Genomic DNA, 15,233 nt, shown 5'->3' with positions numbered 1-15,233 from the left:
CCGTAAATGCCCGGCTCTTCATGGAGATAGCGCCTGCTGTATTTCATATGCCTTAATATTTAGCGTTTATTCCTAATGTAAATTTCGTTTTTACTTCAGCTAATATTCAATTCTTCTGATATTGGCTGTCATGCAGTTGCTCGGAGGGTCTCCCTTGTTCAGCCTCGTCGTCTGTACGATCGACCGCTTCGACCAGTTGGAACGGTTGTTTCTGTCGTTGATGAACCAGCGCCACAGGGAATTCGAGGTGATCCTCGTCGATCAGAATCCGGACGACCGGCTGCTGGAGTTGATCGGAAGCTTTTCGCCCTTTTTCGTGATCCGCCATATCCGCTCTGCCAAGGGTCTTTCGCGGGCGCGCAACAATGGCATGGCAGCGGCGATCGGCGACTATGTCTGCTTTCCCGATGATGACTGCTGGTATGAGCCCGATACGCTGGAGACGGCGGAACGGCTGTTTGTCGATCATCCGGAGCTTGCCATCGTCACCGGCCGTACACTCGATGCCGGCGGCGTCGCCTCCGTCAGCCCGACGGGCGAAACGCCACTTGCGGTGACGCGATGGAACTATCTGAAGTGCGGTAATTCCAATAGCATCTTCGTCCGCCGCGCGGCGTTGCCCGGCATTGGCGGCTTCGATGAGAATCTCGGGGTCGGCTCGGACTCGCCGTTTCAAAGCGGCGAAGAAGCGGATTTTCTGCTGCGTGCCCTGACTGCAGGCAAGCGGCTGATGTTTTTTCCAGAATTGATCGTCCACCATGATCAGGTCACCAGCGAATACGGCCCGCGGCAGATCGAGCGGGCGCGCAAATATGGCCGTGGTTTCGGCGCGCTCATGCGCAAGCAGCGCTTTCCGCTTACTTATGTCGGCTATCGCCTGTGCAGGCCTATCGCCAGTTGGCTGGCGGCGGTGGTGCGATGCAAGGCTGACACGGCGCGCTACAAGCGCGCCTGGCTCATGGGTATTCTGGAAGGTTATGCCACCTGGCCGCGTTGGCGCAGGGGGTGATGCCGTTCGCCTGTTGGTGTCATTGCTTCCGCATAGACATCGACATAGCGCTGCGCGACCTCATCCCACGCATAGGCGCGGGCATCACGAACGAGCTCTTCCCTTAGGCTGAGCCCTTTGACTTCGAGGCGTGCGAAAGCAACCGCCAGCGCGTCGGCAGCGGTTTTCGGATTGGAAAAATCGGAAAGCATCAGCGTCGGATGGGTTTCTGCGAGCGCCTTGTAGGCGTCGTTCTTATGCAGCACTGGCAGGAGGCCGGCGCTCATCGCCTCGATCGCCACTAGTCCAAAGCCCTCATATTCAGAGGCGGAAGCAAAAAGCGAGGCGCGGGCAATGATGTTACGGATGGCGCAATTGTCGATCGACACATGCAGCGATACATGGCGGCCCAAATCGCGGGTGGCGATTTCTTTTTGCAGCGTCGGTTCGTCGAGATCGGAAACGGCACCGATAATATCGAGATGCCACTCCGGATGGCGGGCGGCGAGCACCTTCATGACGCCAAGCATGCGGTCGAGCCGCTTGTTGACGGAGAAGCGGCCGATGGTGACGATGCGGCGGCGGGCTTCGAGTGCCGCGCAATTGGCGAATTTGCCGACATCGGCGCCGTTCTCGATCAGGCGGGTGCGGCGCGCGGCGATGCTGGAAAACAGTCGTTCATCCGACTGGCTGCAGCAGATCAGTTCAGCATAGCCGAGAGCAGAAAGCCGTGTTGCTGTGTTGAACCACAGCTTTTTGATGGCCGCGTATTTCGGCGTGTGGAAGAAGCCGCCATGGGTGGTGGCGACCATCGGGCGGCCATGAAACAGCTTACCCCAGGCGAGCGCATCGAAGAAGAAGTCGACGGCGTGGACATGGATCAGGTCGGCGTCGGCGATATGCTTGAACACCTGCGGCGCCAATGGATAGCGGCTGGAGCCGGACCAGGGGATGCGGACGATCTCGATGTCGTCGATCGTTTCGGTCGGCGCAAGTTCATGGGTCGGATCGGAGAACAAGCTGTTGCACGTGACGACGCGAACACGATAGCCGCGGCCGATCAACTGCCGGCAGAGATTGGCGACCACATCCTCCAGCCCGCCTTTGTTGGGCAGGAACTGGCGCACAACATGCACGATCAGCGGTCCCGCCGGTTTCTGTGCCTGAATATCCGAAATAACCGATGTCATCGATCCGCCCTCGATCTTTGGGCCGCGCTAAGCCGCGGCGATCAGGCGCACGAAAGCGCCGTCCGTTGATCAGCGCTCAAACCAGACCATTTTGCCGGTTAAAAAGAGCTTAATTGCGGAGGAGAGGCCAAGCGGTTTCGTGCAAGAGGGTTAATGTGCGTGCCTTCGGCAAGGGCGGCTGGGCTGGTCGGTGAGCCCGTCAACCCAGCCCGACCTCTCAAAACGCCCTGAACGTCAGCGTGGTCAACGAGCGGACGATGCCCGGAATATTGGCGATGTTGTCGTTGATGAACTTGCCGACATCCTGCTCGTCCTTGATGTAGACCTTCAGCAGCAGGTCGTAATCGCCGCTGGTGGAATAGAGCTCCGAGACCAGCTCCGTCTGGTAGATGGCGTCCGCGACCTCATAGGTCTTGCCGGGAGCGCATTGGAGCTGAACGAAAATGGGCTTCATGAGATTGTCCTGACTCTGTCGCGGCCGCGATGCCGGCCGGCGCTTCGCCCTATAATGGTCGAAAGCGGCATGGCCATGCAAGTTTTTCTCTGTCCACCGGATGTCGCTGTTGCCGCTTCCGTAAGTCAGGAGGTGGCGCTAGATTGGCCGGATTCTTTTAGGCAATTGGATCGACTCTATGCTGAACGACCCTCGCTCTCACGGACTCTGGGAGAAGACCGCACCGCCGCCGCCTGCGACGGAGCCGCTTGCCGGCGATGTTTCGGCTGATGTGGTGGTGGTCGGCGGCGGCTATACCGGGCTGTCCTCGGCGCTGCACCTGGCCGAAGCCGGAACCAGGGTCGTGTTGCTGGAAGCCAACGAAATCGGCTTTGGTGGCGCGGGGCGCAATGTCGGCCTGATCAATGCCGGCATGTGGGTCATGCCGGATGACCTGCCCGGCGTGCTCGGTCCGGTCCATGGCGAACGGCTGCTGGGGCTCCTGGGCGATGCGCCGAAGCTGGTGATGGCGCTGATCGACAAGCATGGCATCGCCTGTGAGCTGGAGCGTAACGGTACGCTGCATTGCGCCGTTGGCTCTGAGGGGCTGAAGGAGATTGAGGAGCGGGTCCAGCAATGGGGCAAACGCGGCGCTCCCGTCTCCATACTCGACGCTGGCGAAACGGCGCGGCGGGTGGGGAGTTCTGCTTACGCGGGGGCGCTGCTCGATATGCGCGCCGGCACGTTGCAGCCGCTGGCCTATGTTCGTGGTCTGGCGCATGCTGCGGCCAAGGCCGGCGTTATGATCCATACCGGCGCCCAAGTGACGGCGACGGAGAAAAATGGTGGGCGATGGATCGTCAGGACGTCGGGCGGCAGTGTCAGCGCGGATTGGATCGTCGTCGCGACGGATGCCTATAGCACCGGCCCTTGGGAGCAGGTGCGCAATGAGCAGGTGCATCTGCCCTATTTCAATTTCGCTACCGTGCCGCTTGGAGACAACCTTCGCAAGTCGGTCCTGCCCGGCCGGGAGGGTGCTTGGGATACGAAGGAAATCTTGTCGTCCTTCCGCATGGACCAGGCCGGCCGCCTTGTCTTCGGCAGCGTTGGGGCATTGCGCAATACCGGGCTCGCCGTCCACAAGAACTGGGCGCGGCGTTCGCTGAAGAAGCTGTTTCCTCAGCTTGGAGACATCGCCTTTGAAAATGAGTGGTACGGCAAGATCGGCATGACCGACAATGCCTTGCCGCGCTTCCACAGGTTCGCGCCGAATGTCATCGGCTTTTCGGGCTATAATGGCCGTGGCATCGCGCCGGGAACGGTGTTCGGGAAGATAGTGTCGGACCATATTCTTGGCCACGTCTCCGAAGCCGACTTGCCGCTACCACTAACCGATCCCCGCGAGCCCGGCTTTCGGGCGCTGAAGGAAATGTGGTACGAAGCCGGCGCCCAGGCTGCGCATTTTGTCGGCGCAAGGGTCTAGAGTGCCGTGCGTTCATTTGCATGCACAAAGGTCGCTCTAGTCTATTGAATCTGGAGCATCTTATCCGCTCGCAGGTGATTCCACCTGAAAGCGGGATGCTAGGGACGGGAACCGGACCATCATAACAAGAAGAGGAAGATGACATGACCGCCACACTCGATCTCGCCACCGAGACCAAGGCAATTCTGACCGAACTCGGCGTTGCCGCCGATCGCTATACGGGCGGAACACTTGCCGTCACCTCACCCGTGACCGGCGCCGAGATCGGCCGGCTCAGGGAGCATTCGGCTGCTGAAGCGAAAACAGCGATTGACAAGGCGCATGAGGCGTTTCTTTCCTGGCGCGCTGTGCCGGCGCCGAAGCGCGGCGAGCTGATCCGCCTGCTCGGCGAAGAGTTGCGCGTCGGCAAGGCGGCGCTCGGTCGCCTCGTCTCCATCGAAGTCGGCAAGATCACCTCCGAAGGTCTTGGCGAAGTGCAGGAAATGATCGACATCTGCGATTTCGCAGTTGGCCTGTCGCGCCAGCTCTACGGCCTGACCATCGCCACTGAGCGCTCCGAACACCGTATGATGGAAAGCTGGCATCCGTTGGGGCCGATCGGCATCATCTCCGCCTTCAATTTCCCGGTTGCCGTCTGGTCGTGGAATGCAGCACTTGCCATCGTCTGCGGCAATTCCACTGTCTGGAAGCCATCGGAAAAGACGCCGCTGACGGCGCTTGCGGTGCAGGCCCTGTTCGAGAAAGCGCTGAAGCGCTATGTCGCCGAGGGCGGCGAGGCGCCGGTCAATCTCTCGACCCTGATCATCGGCGGCCGTGATGTCGGCGAGATTCTGGTCGATCATCCAAAAATTCCGTTGGTTTCGGCGACCGGCTCGACGGCTATGGGCCGCGCTGTCGGACCGCGCCTCGCCAATCGCTTCGCCCGCGCCATCCTCGAACTCGGCGGCAACAACGCCGCGATCGTATGCCCGACGGCCGATCTCGACTTGACGCTGCGCGGCGTCGCCTTTTCCGCCATGGGTACCGCCGGCCAGCGCTGCACGACGCTGCGCCGCCTCTTCGTGCATGAAAGCGTCTACGATCAGCTCGTGCCGCGCCTGCAGAAGGCCTATGGCTCGGTCACCATCGGCAATCCGCTGGAAACGGGTACGCTCGTCGGCCCGCTGATCGACAAGCATGCCTTCGACAAGATGCAGGTGGCTCTCGGCCAAGCGCAGTCGGCCGGCGGCAAGGTTACCGGTGGCGAGCGCGTCGAAAACGGCTCGGCCGATGCCTTCTACGTCCGTCCCGCCCTGGTCGAGATGCCTACACAGACCGGCCCAGTCGAACAAGAAACCTTCGCGCCGATCCTCTACGTGATGAAGTACGTCGATTTCGACGAGGTATTGGCGCTGCATAACGCCGTGCCGCAGGGTCTGTCGTCGTCGATCTTCACCAATGATATGCGCGAGGCCGAAGCCTTCGTCTCGGCGCGCGGTTCGGATTGCGGCATCGCCAATGTCAATCTCGGGCCCTCCGGCGCTGAAATCGGCGGTGCCTTCGGTGGCGAGAAGGAGACCGGCGGTGGCCGCGAGTCCGGTTCGGATGCCTGGAAGGCCTATATGCGGCGGGCGACGAACACCATCAACTACGGCAGAACGCTGCCACTGGCGCAGGGTGTCAAGTTCGACGTGGCGTAAGGCAAGCGAACAATTGTTGCATTGCGATGAGGAGGGCGAGGGCGTAGAAACGTCTTCGCCCTCCTTATTCATTTCAAGGTTCTTCATCATGCATCTGTCGCTCGCCGAGGCTGAAACGCTGGTCGTGGAAGCGTTGCGGCGCAATCGGGTCAGTCCGGAAAATGCTCGTTCGGTAGCCGTCGCCCTCGTCGCGGCGGAGGCTGCGGGGCAGGGCGGCCATGGTCTGCGTCGTGTGCCTGCCTATGCTGCGCAGGCAAAGATCGGCAAGACCGATGGTTTCGCCATACCGCAGCTGACCCGGCCCTATCCTGCCGTGCTGCGCATCGATGCCGGCAACGGCTATGCCTATCCGGCGCTCGATCTTGCCGTTGCCGAGCTTTCCGTCGTTGCCCGTGAGCAGGGGATTGCGCTCGCCGCCATCAACCGCTCCCATCATGCCGGCGTGATGGGCCTTACCGTCGAGCGCTTTGCCGATCAGGGGCTGGTGGCGCTGATGGTCGCCAATGCGCCGGCCGCGATGGCGCCCTGGGGCGGCAAGAAGCCGGTCTTCGGCACCAACCCGATCGCCTTTGCGGCGCCACTGCCGGATGCCGATCCCATCGTCATCGATCTGGCGCTGTCGAAAGTCGCACGCGGCAAGGTCATGGCTGCCCGGCAGAAGGGCGCGCCGATCCCGTCCGATTGGGCCTTCGACCGCAACGGCAAGCCAACGACCGATGCCGAGGAGGCGCTGGCCGGCACAATGATCCCCGCCGGTGAATCAAAGGGGGCGGCACTGGCGATGATGGTGGAAATCCTGTCGGCCGGTCTGACCGGCGCCAACTATGCTTTCGAAGCGTCGTCGCTCTTCGACGACCAAGGCCCGCCACCCGCACTCGGCCAAACGATCATCGCCATCAATCCGGCTGCGATGAGTGCCGCCGACACGGCAACGCGGCTGGCCCTGTTGGCGAGCGAAATCACCAATGATCCCAATGTCCGCCTGCCCGGCCGGCGTGGCCAGACGGCGCGCCGCGCGGCGCTGGCGAACGGAATTTCCGTTGAGGACGACGTGATCGCGGCGATCGAGAAGCTTTGAGAAAGATCAGGCGATCGCCGGTGCAGCCTGCTTTTTGTCGAGCCAGCCGCCGGTGAAGCCGGCGCGTTCCAGGCCGCGGCGCAGGATTGGTGATTGCCGCATCAGGTTCCAGATCAGCCCGGTACGCTCGTTTTCGATCATCATGACGAGTAGGCCCTGGTCGATGGCGACGGAGCGGTCGTCGACCCAGCCTTCCGGGCCAGGGCCTTTGACGCTGGGGTTGAAGCCGCCGGGAAAGCGGCCGTCCAGCAACAGGTTGGGATAGGCGTCGAGCAGGGCTTTCGTGCCGTCGAGCGCGGCTTGCCGGTCGAACGGCAGGCAGGAGAGCGGCCCCCAAGGCGCGATGGTGCCATCATCGGGACCGAGCGGCGCGCCACGTGCGGCATAGCCAAGTACTTTCGGGCTGTAACGGCGGCTATGCTTGGTGCCGGTCGGATTGGGGCCGTCACAGGCCGACAGACCCCAGATGTCCTTGGCATAGCCGACGAAGTGGCCGGGATTACGGTCGGTGTAGTCGCGCTGAACGGCAATCGCCGTCTGAGTGTTGCGGAAATAATCGGTTTCCTTGTCGGCCACATGCCGGTCGCGGATGTCACGGAAATCGATCCAAGCATGGGAGAAGAGATGGATGAACAGCGGCCCGGCGTAGAGATAGGGCGTGTCCTTGAACATCATCCAAGTATAGGTCGAGGCGAAGGCGTCGTAGCTCGATGACGGAACGGGATGCGTAGGTGAAGCGAGCGCCAGGACGTAAAGGAAGATCGCCTCGTCGTAGCCTTGATAGCGCCAGCGCAGGAATCCGCTGCTCGGCTTCCAGCCCATGCTGATCGTCTGCCCCCTGTTCAGTGCCCAATGCCAATCGCAACGCTCATAGAGAAACTGCGCCTGCGCGCGGATATTCTTTTCGTCCTGGCTGGAACCCTTGAAATAGGCGGCCGCCGTTAGCACGCCGATCAGGAACAGGCCGGTATCGATGGTCGAGAGCTCGCTGTTCCAGGCGCGGTTGCCGGTCGCCATATAGAGGAAGTGATAATAGAAGCCGCGATGACCGGTGGCGCCACGTTCTTCGCCCTGCTGGCTTTCGGCAAAGAAATTGAGCGCAGTCAGCACGCGCTGTGCAGCGTCTGCGCGGCTGATCCAGCCGCGTTCGACAGCGACCGGATAGCTCGACAGCGCGAAACCGACCGCGGCGATACTGCAGTGGCTCGTCTTGATCGAGGTGTCCGCCACCAGCCCGTTTTCCGGATTGGTGTGAAGCATGAAATAGTCGAAGGCCGAACGTTGCAGTCGATCGATCAGCGCATCGTCGGTTTCGTTGGTCTGTTGCAGCATGGTCTATCCATCTCCTCGGCGCCCCCGTTTTCTGCTGAGCACAGGAGCTTGGACAGTTGCAAATCAAAGATGATTGATGCTGCCACGTTTTTGTGGACGATTGTTTAAGATGGGAGCGCCGGCCGGATATACCAGTCGGTGCTCCCAAAATGATGTATCAGACCTGGGCTTGGCCTCCGTCGACGAAAAGTTCGCTGCCGGTGATGAAGCTTGAATCGTCGGAGGCGAGGAAGACGGCGGCCTTGGCGATTTCAACCGGTTCGGCGACGCGGCCGAGCGGCACCAGCGAGGCGAGATAGTCGAGCAGGCCTTGCTGGTTGGCGGCATCGGGGCCAGCGAGGTCGACGAGACCAGGCGTCTTGGTCGGACCGGGACTCAGCGTGTTGACGCGGATCTTGCGGTCCTTCAGGTCGAGGATCCAGTTGCGCACGAGGTTGCGGCTGGCGGCCTTCGAGGCGGCGTAGACGCTGAAGGCCGGCGTCGCGGTGCTGCCGGCGGTCGAGCCGGTGACGATGACGGATGCGCCGTCGGCAAGCAGCGGCAGCGCCTTTTGTACGGTAAAGAGCACGCCCTTGACGTTGCGGTTGAAGGTGTCCTCATACTGCTCCTCGGTGATTTCGCCGAGCGGTAGCATCGAGCCACCGCCGGCATTGGCAACGAGTACGTCGATCCGGCCCTTCTCGGCGCTCACTTGGGCGTAGAGACTATCGAGATCGGCGAGCTTGGCAGAGTCGGCCTGGATGCCGGAAGCTTGCGGTCCAATGGCGGCAACGGCGGCATCGAGTTCCGGCTTGCGGCGGCCGGTGAGGACGACGGTAGCACCTTCCTCGGCGAATTGTTTGGCGATGGCGAGGCCGATGCCAGTGGTGGCGCCGGTGACGACGGCGATCTTGCCTTCGAGTTTGCGGGTCATGTCTCGTTCCATTTCTCTGTTCATTCGGTTTGGGCGGAATGCCTGACGAACAGGTATGGACGCGACCATCGTTTCGAAATAGAAAGAAACGAAAACTATCATTGCAGAATTGTCGATGTCGAAGCTGCCGGATTTCGAAGGAATGGCGATGTTCGCCAAAGTGGCCGAGGAGCGATCCTTTGCGGGCGCGGCGCGGGTCATGGACGTTTCCGTCGCGACTGTGTCGCGCGGCGTCAGCCGGCTGGAGGACAGCCTGGGCGTCCGGTTGCTGAACCGCACGTCGCGTCAGCTCTCCCTCACGGATGCTGGCCGCACGCTTGCCGCGAGCGCCAGCCAAATCTATTGCGAGGCGGAAAAAGCGGAGAATGAGGCGCGCGATATGGCGGGCATGCCGCGTGGCTTGATCCGCCTTGCCGTGCCGATGTCCTTCGGGCTGCGCTGGCTTGCGCCAATCCTGCCGGATTTCTTCCGCGCCTATCCCGATGTTTCGATCGACCTGCATTTGAGCGATGCCGTGGTCGACCTCGTGGCGGACGGCTTCGACGCGGCGCTCAGGATAGCCGTCCTGCCGGATTCCTCGCTGGTGGCCCGCAAGATTGCTTCCGTCGCCCGTTTCGTTTGCGCATCGCCCGATTACATCGACCGACATGGCAGGCCTTCGCATCCGCACGATCTCGATGAGCGCCATTGTCTTGGCTATGCCTATCGCGCTCGCCAGGATGTCTGGCGCCTCGTCAATGGGGCCGGCGAAGAGGAGACGGTGTCGCCGCGCGGACAGCTCCGGGTCACCAATGTCGATGCTCTGATCCCTATGGCGCTTTCCGGTCTCGGTATTGCCGAACTGCCGGAATTCGTCGCTGCGGAATATCTTGCAGATGGTCGGCTGGAATCACTTTTGCTTGACTGGTCGATCAAAAGCGGCGGCCTCTATCTGGTGACCCCATCCGCCCGCGCCCGCCCGGCCAAGATTGAGGCGTTGGCGGAGTTTCTGACAACACGTCTGTCGCAGCCGTCGTGGAGATGGCCGCGGTGATATGACTGCCGCCGAGCTCGGCATCAACGCACCGCCGGAACCGCCGCGGGCCTCAGCGGCGACGTCCAAGAGGCTCAATCGCCGACATGGATGGCCGCCAGCACCGCGTCCAGCAAAGTATCTGCTGTCTCGTTGCCTGGAAGCGGTCTGATCATGCCGTTCAGGCGTCCCTCCAGCAGCAGCATGGCGAAGCCATGCACCAGTGACCAGAGCGCTGTCGCCTGTGCGGCCATCTGCAGCGGCTCCATCGTTTTGTCGGGCGTACGGGCACGGACGGCGGCGGCAAGGGCCTGGCGGGCGTTGAGGACCGCATCGCGCAGCGCCGGCCGGTCGTGATCGAGCGCTTCACTGCGGAACATCAGGGCGAAGAGGCCGGGATGGGCGGCGGCAAAGCCGACATAACCGCGACCCATCGCTTTGATCCGCTGACGCGGATCGTCTCCGGCTTCAGCCATCGCATCGGCAAGTGCCGCGCCGAAGCGGACAAAACCGAGGGCCGCCAGTTCGCTCAGCAGACCGGTCAGATCGCCGAAATGGTTTTTGGGAGCGGCATGCGAGACACCGGCGGCTCTTGCCGCGGCGCGCAGCGTCAGAGCTTGAATGCCCTCCTTTTCCAAAATTATCGCCGCCTCCGCAAGCAGGGCGGCTTTCAGGTCACCATGGTGATAGGGGCGGCGGGAGACAACATCGGCAACTTCATGAACCATGTCGAATATTTACGATGGAAACATTTCTGTTGACAAGTGGGTGACGCTGGATATTGTCACCGTCAACATTTGACGTGGGCGAGTTTTTCGTTTCGCTCCACCTCTTCAGCGAACGAAAATCCCATGGGTCTTCTCCTGGCATTTCTGCCTTTCATCGTCTTTGCGATTGTGGACCGGTTCGTTGGCCCGACCGAGGCGTTGCTGCTGGCTGCGCTCGTCTCGTTCATTCTCTTGCTGCGTGATTGGTTCATTCTCGGCAAGGCGCCGAAAATTCTGGAGATCGGCACGACTATCCTTTTCAGCGGCCTTGCGCTCTACGCTCTGCTCGGCGGTCCCATGGGGTCGATTTTTGCCGTCCGTCTGGCTGTGGATACCGGCCTACTGGCCGTCGTCCTGATCTCCATCGCCATCCGCCGCCCGTTCACGTTGCAATATGCCCGCGAGCAGGTAGCAAGCGAATTATGGGACAGCCAGGTCTTCATTAGGACAAACTATGTCATCACCTCAGTCTGGGCGCTTGCCTTCGCGGTGATGGCCGCCGCCGATGTTCTTTTGCTCTATGCGCCCGACGTGCCGGCGAAGGTTGGGATAATCGCAACTATCGTGGCGCTTGTTGGCGCGATCAGATTTACGGGATGGTATCCGGAGCGAGTACGCCAGCAAGCGGCGGAGCGTTAGGCTCTCGCGGGGTTTTTGCGTTGGCGGGCTTGAAGCATCGAATTGTTGGTTTGTAGCCGGGCTCGGGCGCATGACTCACGTCAACCCGGCTTCCACCCGCTCCCTCAATCTTCGAAGCGTCCGCCCAAAAATCTCATCGTTTCCGAGCGCCCTGGCAAGGGTCAGCGCACCCTGGATGCCAACAACAGCCTCATCGGCGAGCTCTTGCGCCTCCGACGCGTCGACGCCGGCTCTCGTCAACGCGCCGGCAAGCGCTTCGATCCAACGTTTGAAATAGCCCTGGATCGCCGATGGGAAACGATCGCGTGTTTCGTCGAGCGCGAAGGCGCCGATGAGGCAGACGCGTCGACCCGAGCGGAAGTAAGCGTCTGACGTTTCCCACATTCGAGCAATGGCGACGCGCGGTTCGTCCTCTTCGAGCGGCTTGAACATTTCCTCGACAAACCAAGCGTCGATATTGGCCATGATCTCTGCCGCCATCTCCTCCTTACCGCCAGGGAAGAAGTGATAGAGGCTGCCCTTCGACAATTTGGTGCGCGCGGTGATGTTGCTCATCGACGCGCCCTCGTAGCCAAGTTCGCGAAAGACTTCGGCGACGAGGGTTATGGCGTCCGATTTTTCGAAGATGGTTCGCGGCATCGTTTTTGTCTTAGAGGCCGAGATCGGACAACCCCGGATGATCGTCCGGGCGGCGGCCGAGCGGCCAATGGAATTTCCGGTCCTGCTCCTTGATCGGCATGTCGTTGATCGAGGCAAAGCGGCGCTGCATCAGGCCGTCGGCATCGAATTCCCAATTCTCATTGCCATAGGAACGAAACCAGTGACCGCTGTCATCGTGCCATTCATAGGCGAAACGCACGGCGATGCGGTTGCCGTCGAAGGCCCATAGCTCCTTGATCAACCGGTAGTCCAGCTCCCTGGCCCATTTGCGGGTGAGAAATTCGACGATTTCCTTGCGGCCGCGCGGAAATTCGGCGCGGTTCCGCCATTGACTGTCTTCGGTATAGACCTTCGAAACGCGCTCCGGATCGCGGCTGTTCCAGCCGTCTTCTGCCAGACGAACTTTGGCGATAGCGGTTTCGCGGGTAAATGGCGGTACGAGTGGGGTGGCCATGACTTGCTCCTTTAGACTGATTGGATTTGTATAGACCGATCGGTTTAGAAGGGCAAGAGGACGCTATGCGTTTTTCCGAGAGGCTCGCTATCGCGCAAATTTCTTTGCGCCCACCACGCAGGCGACGACGCCAAGGGTCACCGCAAGCATCGACCAACTGACGCTCTCCTTCAGCAGTGCCGCGGCGAGCGCGAGGCCGAAGAAAGGCTGCAGCAGTTGTAGTTGCCCGACCGCGGCGATGCCGCCCTGCGCCAGACCGCGATACCAGAAGATGAAGCCGATCAGCATGCTGAAGAGCGAGACATAGATCAGACCGATCCAGGCTGGCTCGCCGATGCCGCCGATCGCCTGCGGCATGGTGAGGAGGCAAAGCGCGATCATCACCGGCAGCGACAGGACCAGCGCCCAGGAAATGACCTGCCAGCCGCCCAGCCGGCGCGACAGCACCGCCCCCTCGGCATAGCCGAGGCCACAGACGAGAATTGCCGCCAGCATCAGCAGATCGCCGACCGGCGATGCGGAAATGCCCTGTGCGAACGCATAACCGCAGACGATGGCGCTGCCAATGGCGGAAAATATCCAGAAGGCCGGCCGTGGCCGTTCGCCGCCGCGCAGCACTCCGAATATGGCTGTGGCAAGCGGCAGCAATCCGATGAAGACGATCGAATGGGCCGAGGTGACATGCTTGAGCGCCAGCGCCGTCAGCAGCGGAAAGCCAACGACGCAACCGAGCGCGACGATGGTAAGCGGAATGACGTCGCTGCGAACGGGTCGCTTCTCCTGAAAGGCGAGCAGCAGGCACAGCGCCAGGATGCCGGCGATCGCGGCACGGGCGACCGTGAGGAAGACAGGATCGAAATCCATCACCGCCACCCGCGTTGCCGGCAACGAGCCGCTGAAGATCAGCACGCCCATCATTCCGTAAATCCAGCCACCCGTCGTCTTGTCCATGTCCATGCTCCAAGTTTGCTGGCCGGTATCGGCGAAGTCGGCTGGTCATTCCAGAGACGGTGCAGTACAATTTTTGCAAACTGTTATGGTATGAGGTGCAGTACGGATGGGCGATACGATCGCAACAATGGGGATCAGCGGCACGCGCATCGAGGGCGTGATGGCGGCGATTGCGGACCGCATCGCAGCGCGCAGCTTGGAACCGGGGGCGCGGCTTCCGTCGGTGCGCAGCTTCGCCAGGACGATGCAGGTGTCGGTTTCCACGGTGGTCGAGGCCTATGAGCGGCTTGCGGCCGAAGGCGTGATCCGCTCGCGGCCCGGTTCCGGCTTTTATGTCTGCGGGCCGCTCGCGCCGCTTTCTTTATCCGAGATCGGCCCCAGGCTGGAGCGCGATGTCGATCCGCTCTGGATTTCGCGGCAATCGCTGGAGGTGGGCGACGACGTGCTGAAACCCGGTTGCGGCTGGCTTCCGCCCTCCTGGATGCCGGAAGCGGCGCTGCGTCGTGCGATGCGAACTCTAGCGCGGGCCGGCGGGAGCGGCATTCTCACCAATTATGGAACGCCGTTAGGTTTGCCGCCGTTGCGGCAGCTTCTGGCAAGGCGGATGGGCGAGCACGGCATCGCCGCATCGCCCGATCAGATCATGCTCACGGAATCCGGCACGCAGGCGATCGATCTTCTCTGCCGGTTCCTGCTCGAACCCGGCGATACCGTACTGGTCGACGATCCCTGTTATTTCAATTTCCATGCCCTCTTGCGGGCGCACCGGGCCAATATTGTCGGCGTGCCCTTCACGCCGACGGGACCTGATGTCGAGCTGTTCGGCCAGGCACTCGAAAGACACGGTCCGCGCCTCTACATCACCAATTCTGCCGTTCACAATCCGACCGGCGCCGTGTTGTCGCCAGTGACGGCGCATCGCCTGTTGAAACTGGCTGATGCTTCCAAACTGATCATCGTCGAAGACGACATTTTTGCCGATTTCGAACCCACGCCGGCGCCGCGGCTCGCCGCCTATGACGGCCTCGACCGTGTGATCCATATCGGCAGCTTTTCGAAGACGTTGTCAGCCTCGGTGCGTTGCGGCTTCATCGCTGCGCGGCGGGACTGGATCGACGGCCTCGTCGATCTGAAGATCGCCACCAACTTCAGCGGCGGCCAATTGACGGCTGAACTATTGTTTTCGGCGCTGAAGGACGGCGGTTATCGCAAGCATATCGAGGCGCTGCAGGTCCGGCTTGCCAAGGCCATGGGCGAAACCATGTCCCGATTGGAGTCAATCGGCATCACGCCCTGGCTGAGGCCACAGGCAGGAATGTTCCTTTGGTGCCGGCTGCCGGAGGGCCTTGATGCGGCCGAAGTCGCCCGTGCCTGCCTCGCCGAAGGTATCATCCTCGCGCCCGGCAACGCCTTCAGCCAGAGGGATACCGCGAGCAATTTTCTCCGCTTCAATGTGGCGCAATCGACGGACACGAGGATTTTTGACGTGCTGGCGGCGTCGATGCGGAGACTGGGCGCGAGCATCTAACCTCCGTCCGCACCCTTGCGTTCGGTTTGCAATCGACAATGGACCTTGTCCCCATCGGCGACGGTGTCCGACGGGTTACTTGTGCAGCGTCTTCAAGGCCTCGATGAAATAGCTGTCGGCGCCGGA

At 61.5% G+C, this 15,233-nt stretch carries 15 protein-coding genes; 7 read left to right on the top strand and 8 right to left on the bottom strand.

The genetic code is table 11. The features are described 5' to 3' along the window. Positions 1-154 precede the first annotated feature (154 nt). Positions 155-1,009, top strand: coding sequence for a glycosyltransferase family 2 protein (locus tag FHT86_RS24910; protein ID WP_133708986.1), 855 nt, complete (start codon positions 155-157; stop codon positions 1,007-1,009). Here FHT86_RS24910 and FHT86_RS24905 read toward each other — a convergent pair. Both FHT86_RS24905 and FHT86_RS24900 read right to left on the bottom strand, forming a co-directional pair. Continuing rightward, positions 976-2,178 (bottom strand): glycosyltransferase family 4 protein, encoded by a 1,203-nt coding sequence (locus FHT86_RS24905; protein WP_133708987.1) that lies wholly within the window; start codon positions 2,176-2,178, stop codon positions 976-978. The two genes, FHT86_RS24910 and FHT86_RS24905, sit on opposite strands and share 34 nt — an antisense overlap. Before the next feature lie 217 nt (positions 2,179-2,395). Further along, the gene (locus FHT86_RS24900; RefSeq protein ID WP_133708988.1) at positions 2,396-2,632 is read right to left on the bottom strand and encodes an Lrp/AsnC ligand binding domain-containing protein; all 237 of its coding nucleotides are present in this window, start codon (positions 2,630-2,632) and stop codon (positions 2,396-2,398) included. Positions 2,633-2,810: 178 nt separating this feature from the next. On the opposite strand from FHT86_RS24900, the gene FHT86_RS24895 reads away from it, so the two are divergent. From FHT86_RS24895 to FHT86_RS24885, 3 genes are all read left to right on the top strand, one after another. Beyond that, entirely contained in the window at positions 2,811-4,094 is a 1,284-nt protein-coding gene (locus tag FHT86_RS24895) for an FAD-binding oxidoreductase (protein WP_133708989.1), read from the top strand. Positions 4,095-4,237: 143 nt separating this feature from the next. Further along, the gene (locus FHT86_RS24890) at positions 4,238-5,773 is read left to right on the top strand and encodes an aldehyde dehydrogenase family protein (RefSeq protein ID WP_133708990.1); all 1,536 of its coding nucleotides are present in this window, start codon (positions 4,238-4,240) and stop codon (positions 5,771-5,773) included. Positions 5,774-5,861: 88 nt separating this feature from the next. Further along, positions 5,862-6,851 carry an Ldh family oxidoreductase gene (locus FHT86_RS24885; RefSeq protein ID WP_133708991.1) on the top strand — a complete coding sequence of 330 codons (990 nt, stop codon included), beginning with the start codon at positions 5,862-5,864 and terminating at the stop codon, positions 6,849-6,851. 6 nt (positions 6,852-6,857) lie between these two features. On the opposite strand, the gene FHT86_RS24880 is transcribed toward FHT86_RS24885, so the two are convergent. Further along, positions 6,858-8,183 (bottom strand): glucoamylase family protein, encoded by a 1,326-nt coding sequence (locus FHT86_RS24880; protein WP_133708992.1) that lies wholly within the window; start codon positions 8,181-8,183, stop codon positions 6,858-6,860. A 157-nt stretch (positions 8,184-8,340) separates the two neighbouring features. Then, positions 8,341-9,096 (bottom strand): SDR family NAD(P)-dependent oxidoreductase, encoded by a 756-nt coding sequence (locus FHT86_RS24875; protein WP_133708993.1) that lies wholly within the window; start codon positions 9,094-9,096, stop codon positions 8,341-8,343. 115 nt (positions 9,097-9,211) lie between these two features. On the opposite strand from FHT86_RS24875, the gene FHT86_RS24870 reads away from it, so the two are divergent. Further along, on the top strand, positions 9,212-10,129 hold the full coding sequence (locus FHT86_RS24870) for a LysR family transcriptional regulator (RefSeq protein WP_133708994.1): 918 nt from the start codon (positions 9,212-9,214) through the stop codon (positions 10,127-10,129). 74 nt (positions 10,130-10,203) lie between these two features. On the opposite strand, the gene FHT86_RS24865 is transcribed toward FHT86_RS24870, so the two are convergent. Then, positions 10,204-10,836 carry a TetR-like C-terminal domain-containing protein gene (locus tag FHT86_RS24865; RefSeq protein ID WP_133708995.1) on the bottom strand — a complete coding sequence of 211 codons (633 nt, stop codon included), beginning with the start codon at positions 10,834-10,836 and terminating at the stop codon, positions 10,204-10,206. 123 nt (positions 10,837-10,959) lie between these two features. Between FHT86_RS24865 and FHT86_RS24860 the strand changes: the two genes are divergently transcribed. Beyond that, the gene (locus tag FHT86_RS24860) at positions 10,960-11,514 is read left to right on the top strand and encodes a hypothetical protein (RefSeq protein WP_133708996.1); all 555 of its coding nucleotides are present in this window, start codon (positions 10,960-10,962) and stop codon (positions 11,512-11,514) included. Positions 11,515-11,589: 75 nt separating this feature from the next. Here FHT86_RS24860 and FHT86_RS24855 read toward each other — a convergent pair whose 3' ends face one another. From FHT86_RS24855 to FHT86_RS24845, 3 genes are all read right to left on the bottom strand, one after another. Continuing rightward, positions 11,590-12,153, bottom strand: coding sequence for a TetR/AcrR family transcriptional regulator (locus FHT86_RS24855; RefSeq protein WP_133708997.1), 564 nt, complete (start codon positions 12,151-12,153; stop codon positions 11,590-11,592). Positions 12,154-12,163: 10 nt separating this feature from the next. Further along, complete coding sequence (locus FHT86_RS24850; RefSeq protein WP_133708998.1) at positions 12,164-12,628, bottom strand: DUF1348 family protein; 465 nt, start codon at positions 12,626-12,628, stop codon at positions 12,164-12,166. Positions 12,629-12,715: 87 nt separating this feature from the next. Continuing rightward, positions 12,716-13,579 (bottom strand): DMT family transporter, encoded by an 864-nt coding sequence (locus FHT86_RS24845; protein WP_133708999.1) that lies wholly within the window; start codon positions 13,577-13,579, stop codon positions 12,716-12,718. Between the two features lie 106 nt (positions 13,580-13,685). Between FHT86_RS24845 and FHT86_RS24840 the strand changes: the two genes are divergently transcribed. After that, a complete protein-coding gene (locus FHT86_RS24840; RefSeq protein WP_133709000.1) occupies positions 13,686-15,107 on the top strand; it encodes a PLP-dependent aminotransferase family protein in 1,422 nt (473 codons plus the stop codon). Positions 15,108-15,233: the final 126 nt, after the last annotated feature.

Origin of the sequence: Rhizobium sp. BK313, assembly GCF_014193655.1 — a bacterium.
In the GTDB taxonomy this organism is placed as follows: Bacteria; Pseudomonadota; Alphaproteobacteria; order Rhizobiales; family Rhizobiaceae; genus Rhizobium.
Note: the sequence above shows the minus strand (reverse complement) of the source record. Positions and strands in the feature narration are given on the sequence as shown.

Bases quoted from the DNA above. Each gene is read 5' to 3' on its own strand.
- FHT86_RS24905 (WP_133708987.1), bottom strand. From the start codon at position 2,178: ATGACATCGGTTATTTCGGATATTCAGGCACAGAAACCGGCGGGACCG.
- FHT86_RS24900 (WP_133708988.1), bottom strand. From the start codon at position 2,632: ATGAAGCCCATTTTCGTTCAGCTCCAATGCGCTCCCGGCAAGACCTAT.
- FHT86_RS24895 (WP_133708989.1), top strand. From the start codon at position 2,811: ATGCTGAACGACCCTCGCTCTCACGGACTCTGGGAGAAGACCGCACCG.
- FHT86_RS24890 (WP_133708990.1), top strand. From the start codon at position 4,238: ATGACCGCCACACTCGATCTCGCCACCGAGACCAAGGCAATTCTGACC.
- FHT86_RS24885 (WP_133708991.1), top strand. From the start codon at position 5,862: ATGCATCTGTCGCTCGCCGAGGCTGAAACGCTGGTCGTGGAAGCGTTG.
- FHT86_RS24880 (WP_133708992.1), bottom strand. From the start codon at position 8,183: ATGCTGCAACAGACCAACGAAACCGACGATGCGCTGATCGATCGACTG.
- FHT86_RS24875 (WP_133708993.1), bottom strand. From the start codon at position 9,096: ATGACCCGCAAACTCGAAGGCAAGATCGCCGTCGTCACCGGCGCCACC.
- FHT86_RS24870 (WP_133708994.1), top strand. From the start codon at position 9,212: ATGTCGAAGCTGCCGGATTTCGAAGGAATGGCGATGTTCGCCAAAGTG.
- FHT86_RS24865 (WP_133708995.1), bottom strand. From the start codon at position 10,836: ATGGTTCATGAAGTTGCCGATGTTGTCTCCCGCCGCCCCTATCACCAT.
- FHT86_RS24860 (WP_133708996.1), top strand. From the start codon at position 10,960: ATGGGTCTTCTCCTGGCATTTCTGCCTTTCATCGTCTTTGCGATTGTG.
- FHT86_RS24855 (WP_133708997.1), bottom strand. From the start codon at position 12,153: ATGCCGCGAACCATCTTCGAAAAATCGGACGCCATAACCCTCGTCGCC.
- FHT86_RS24850 (WP_133708998.1), bottom strand. From the start codon at position 12,628: ATGGCCACCCCACTCGTACCGCCATTTACCCGCGAAACCGCTATCGCC.
- FHT86_RS24845 (WP_133708999.1), bottom strand. From the start codon at position 13,579: ATGGACAAGACGACGGGTGGCTGGATTTACGGAATGATGGGCGTGCTG.
- FHT86_RS24840 (WP_133709000.1), top strand. From the start codon at position 13,686: ATGGGCGATACGATCGCAACAATGGGGATCAGCGGCACGCGCATCGAG.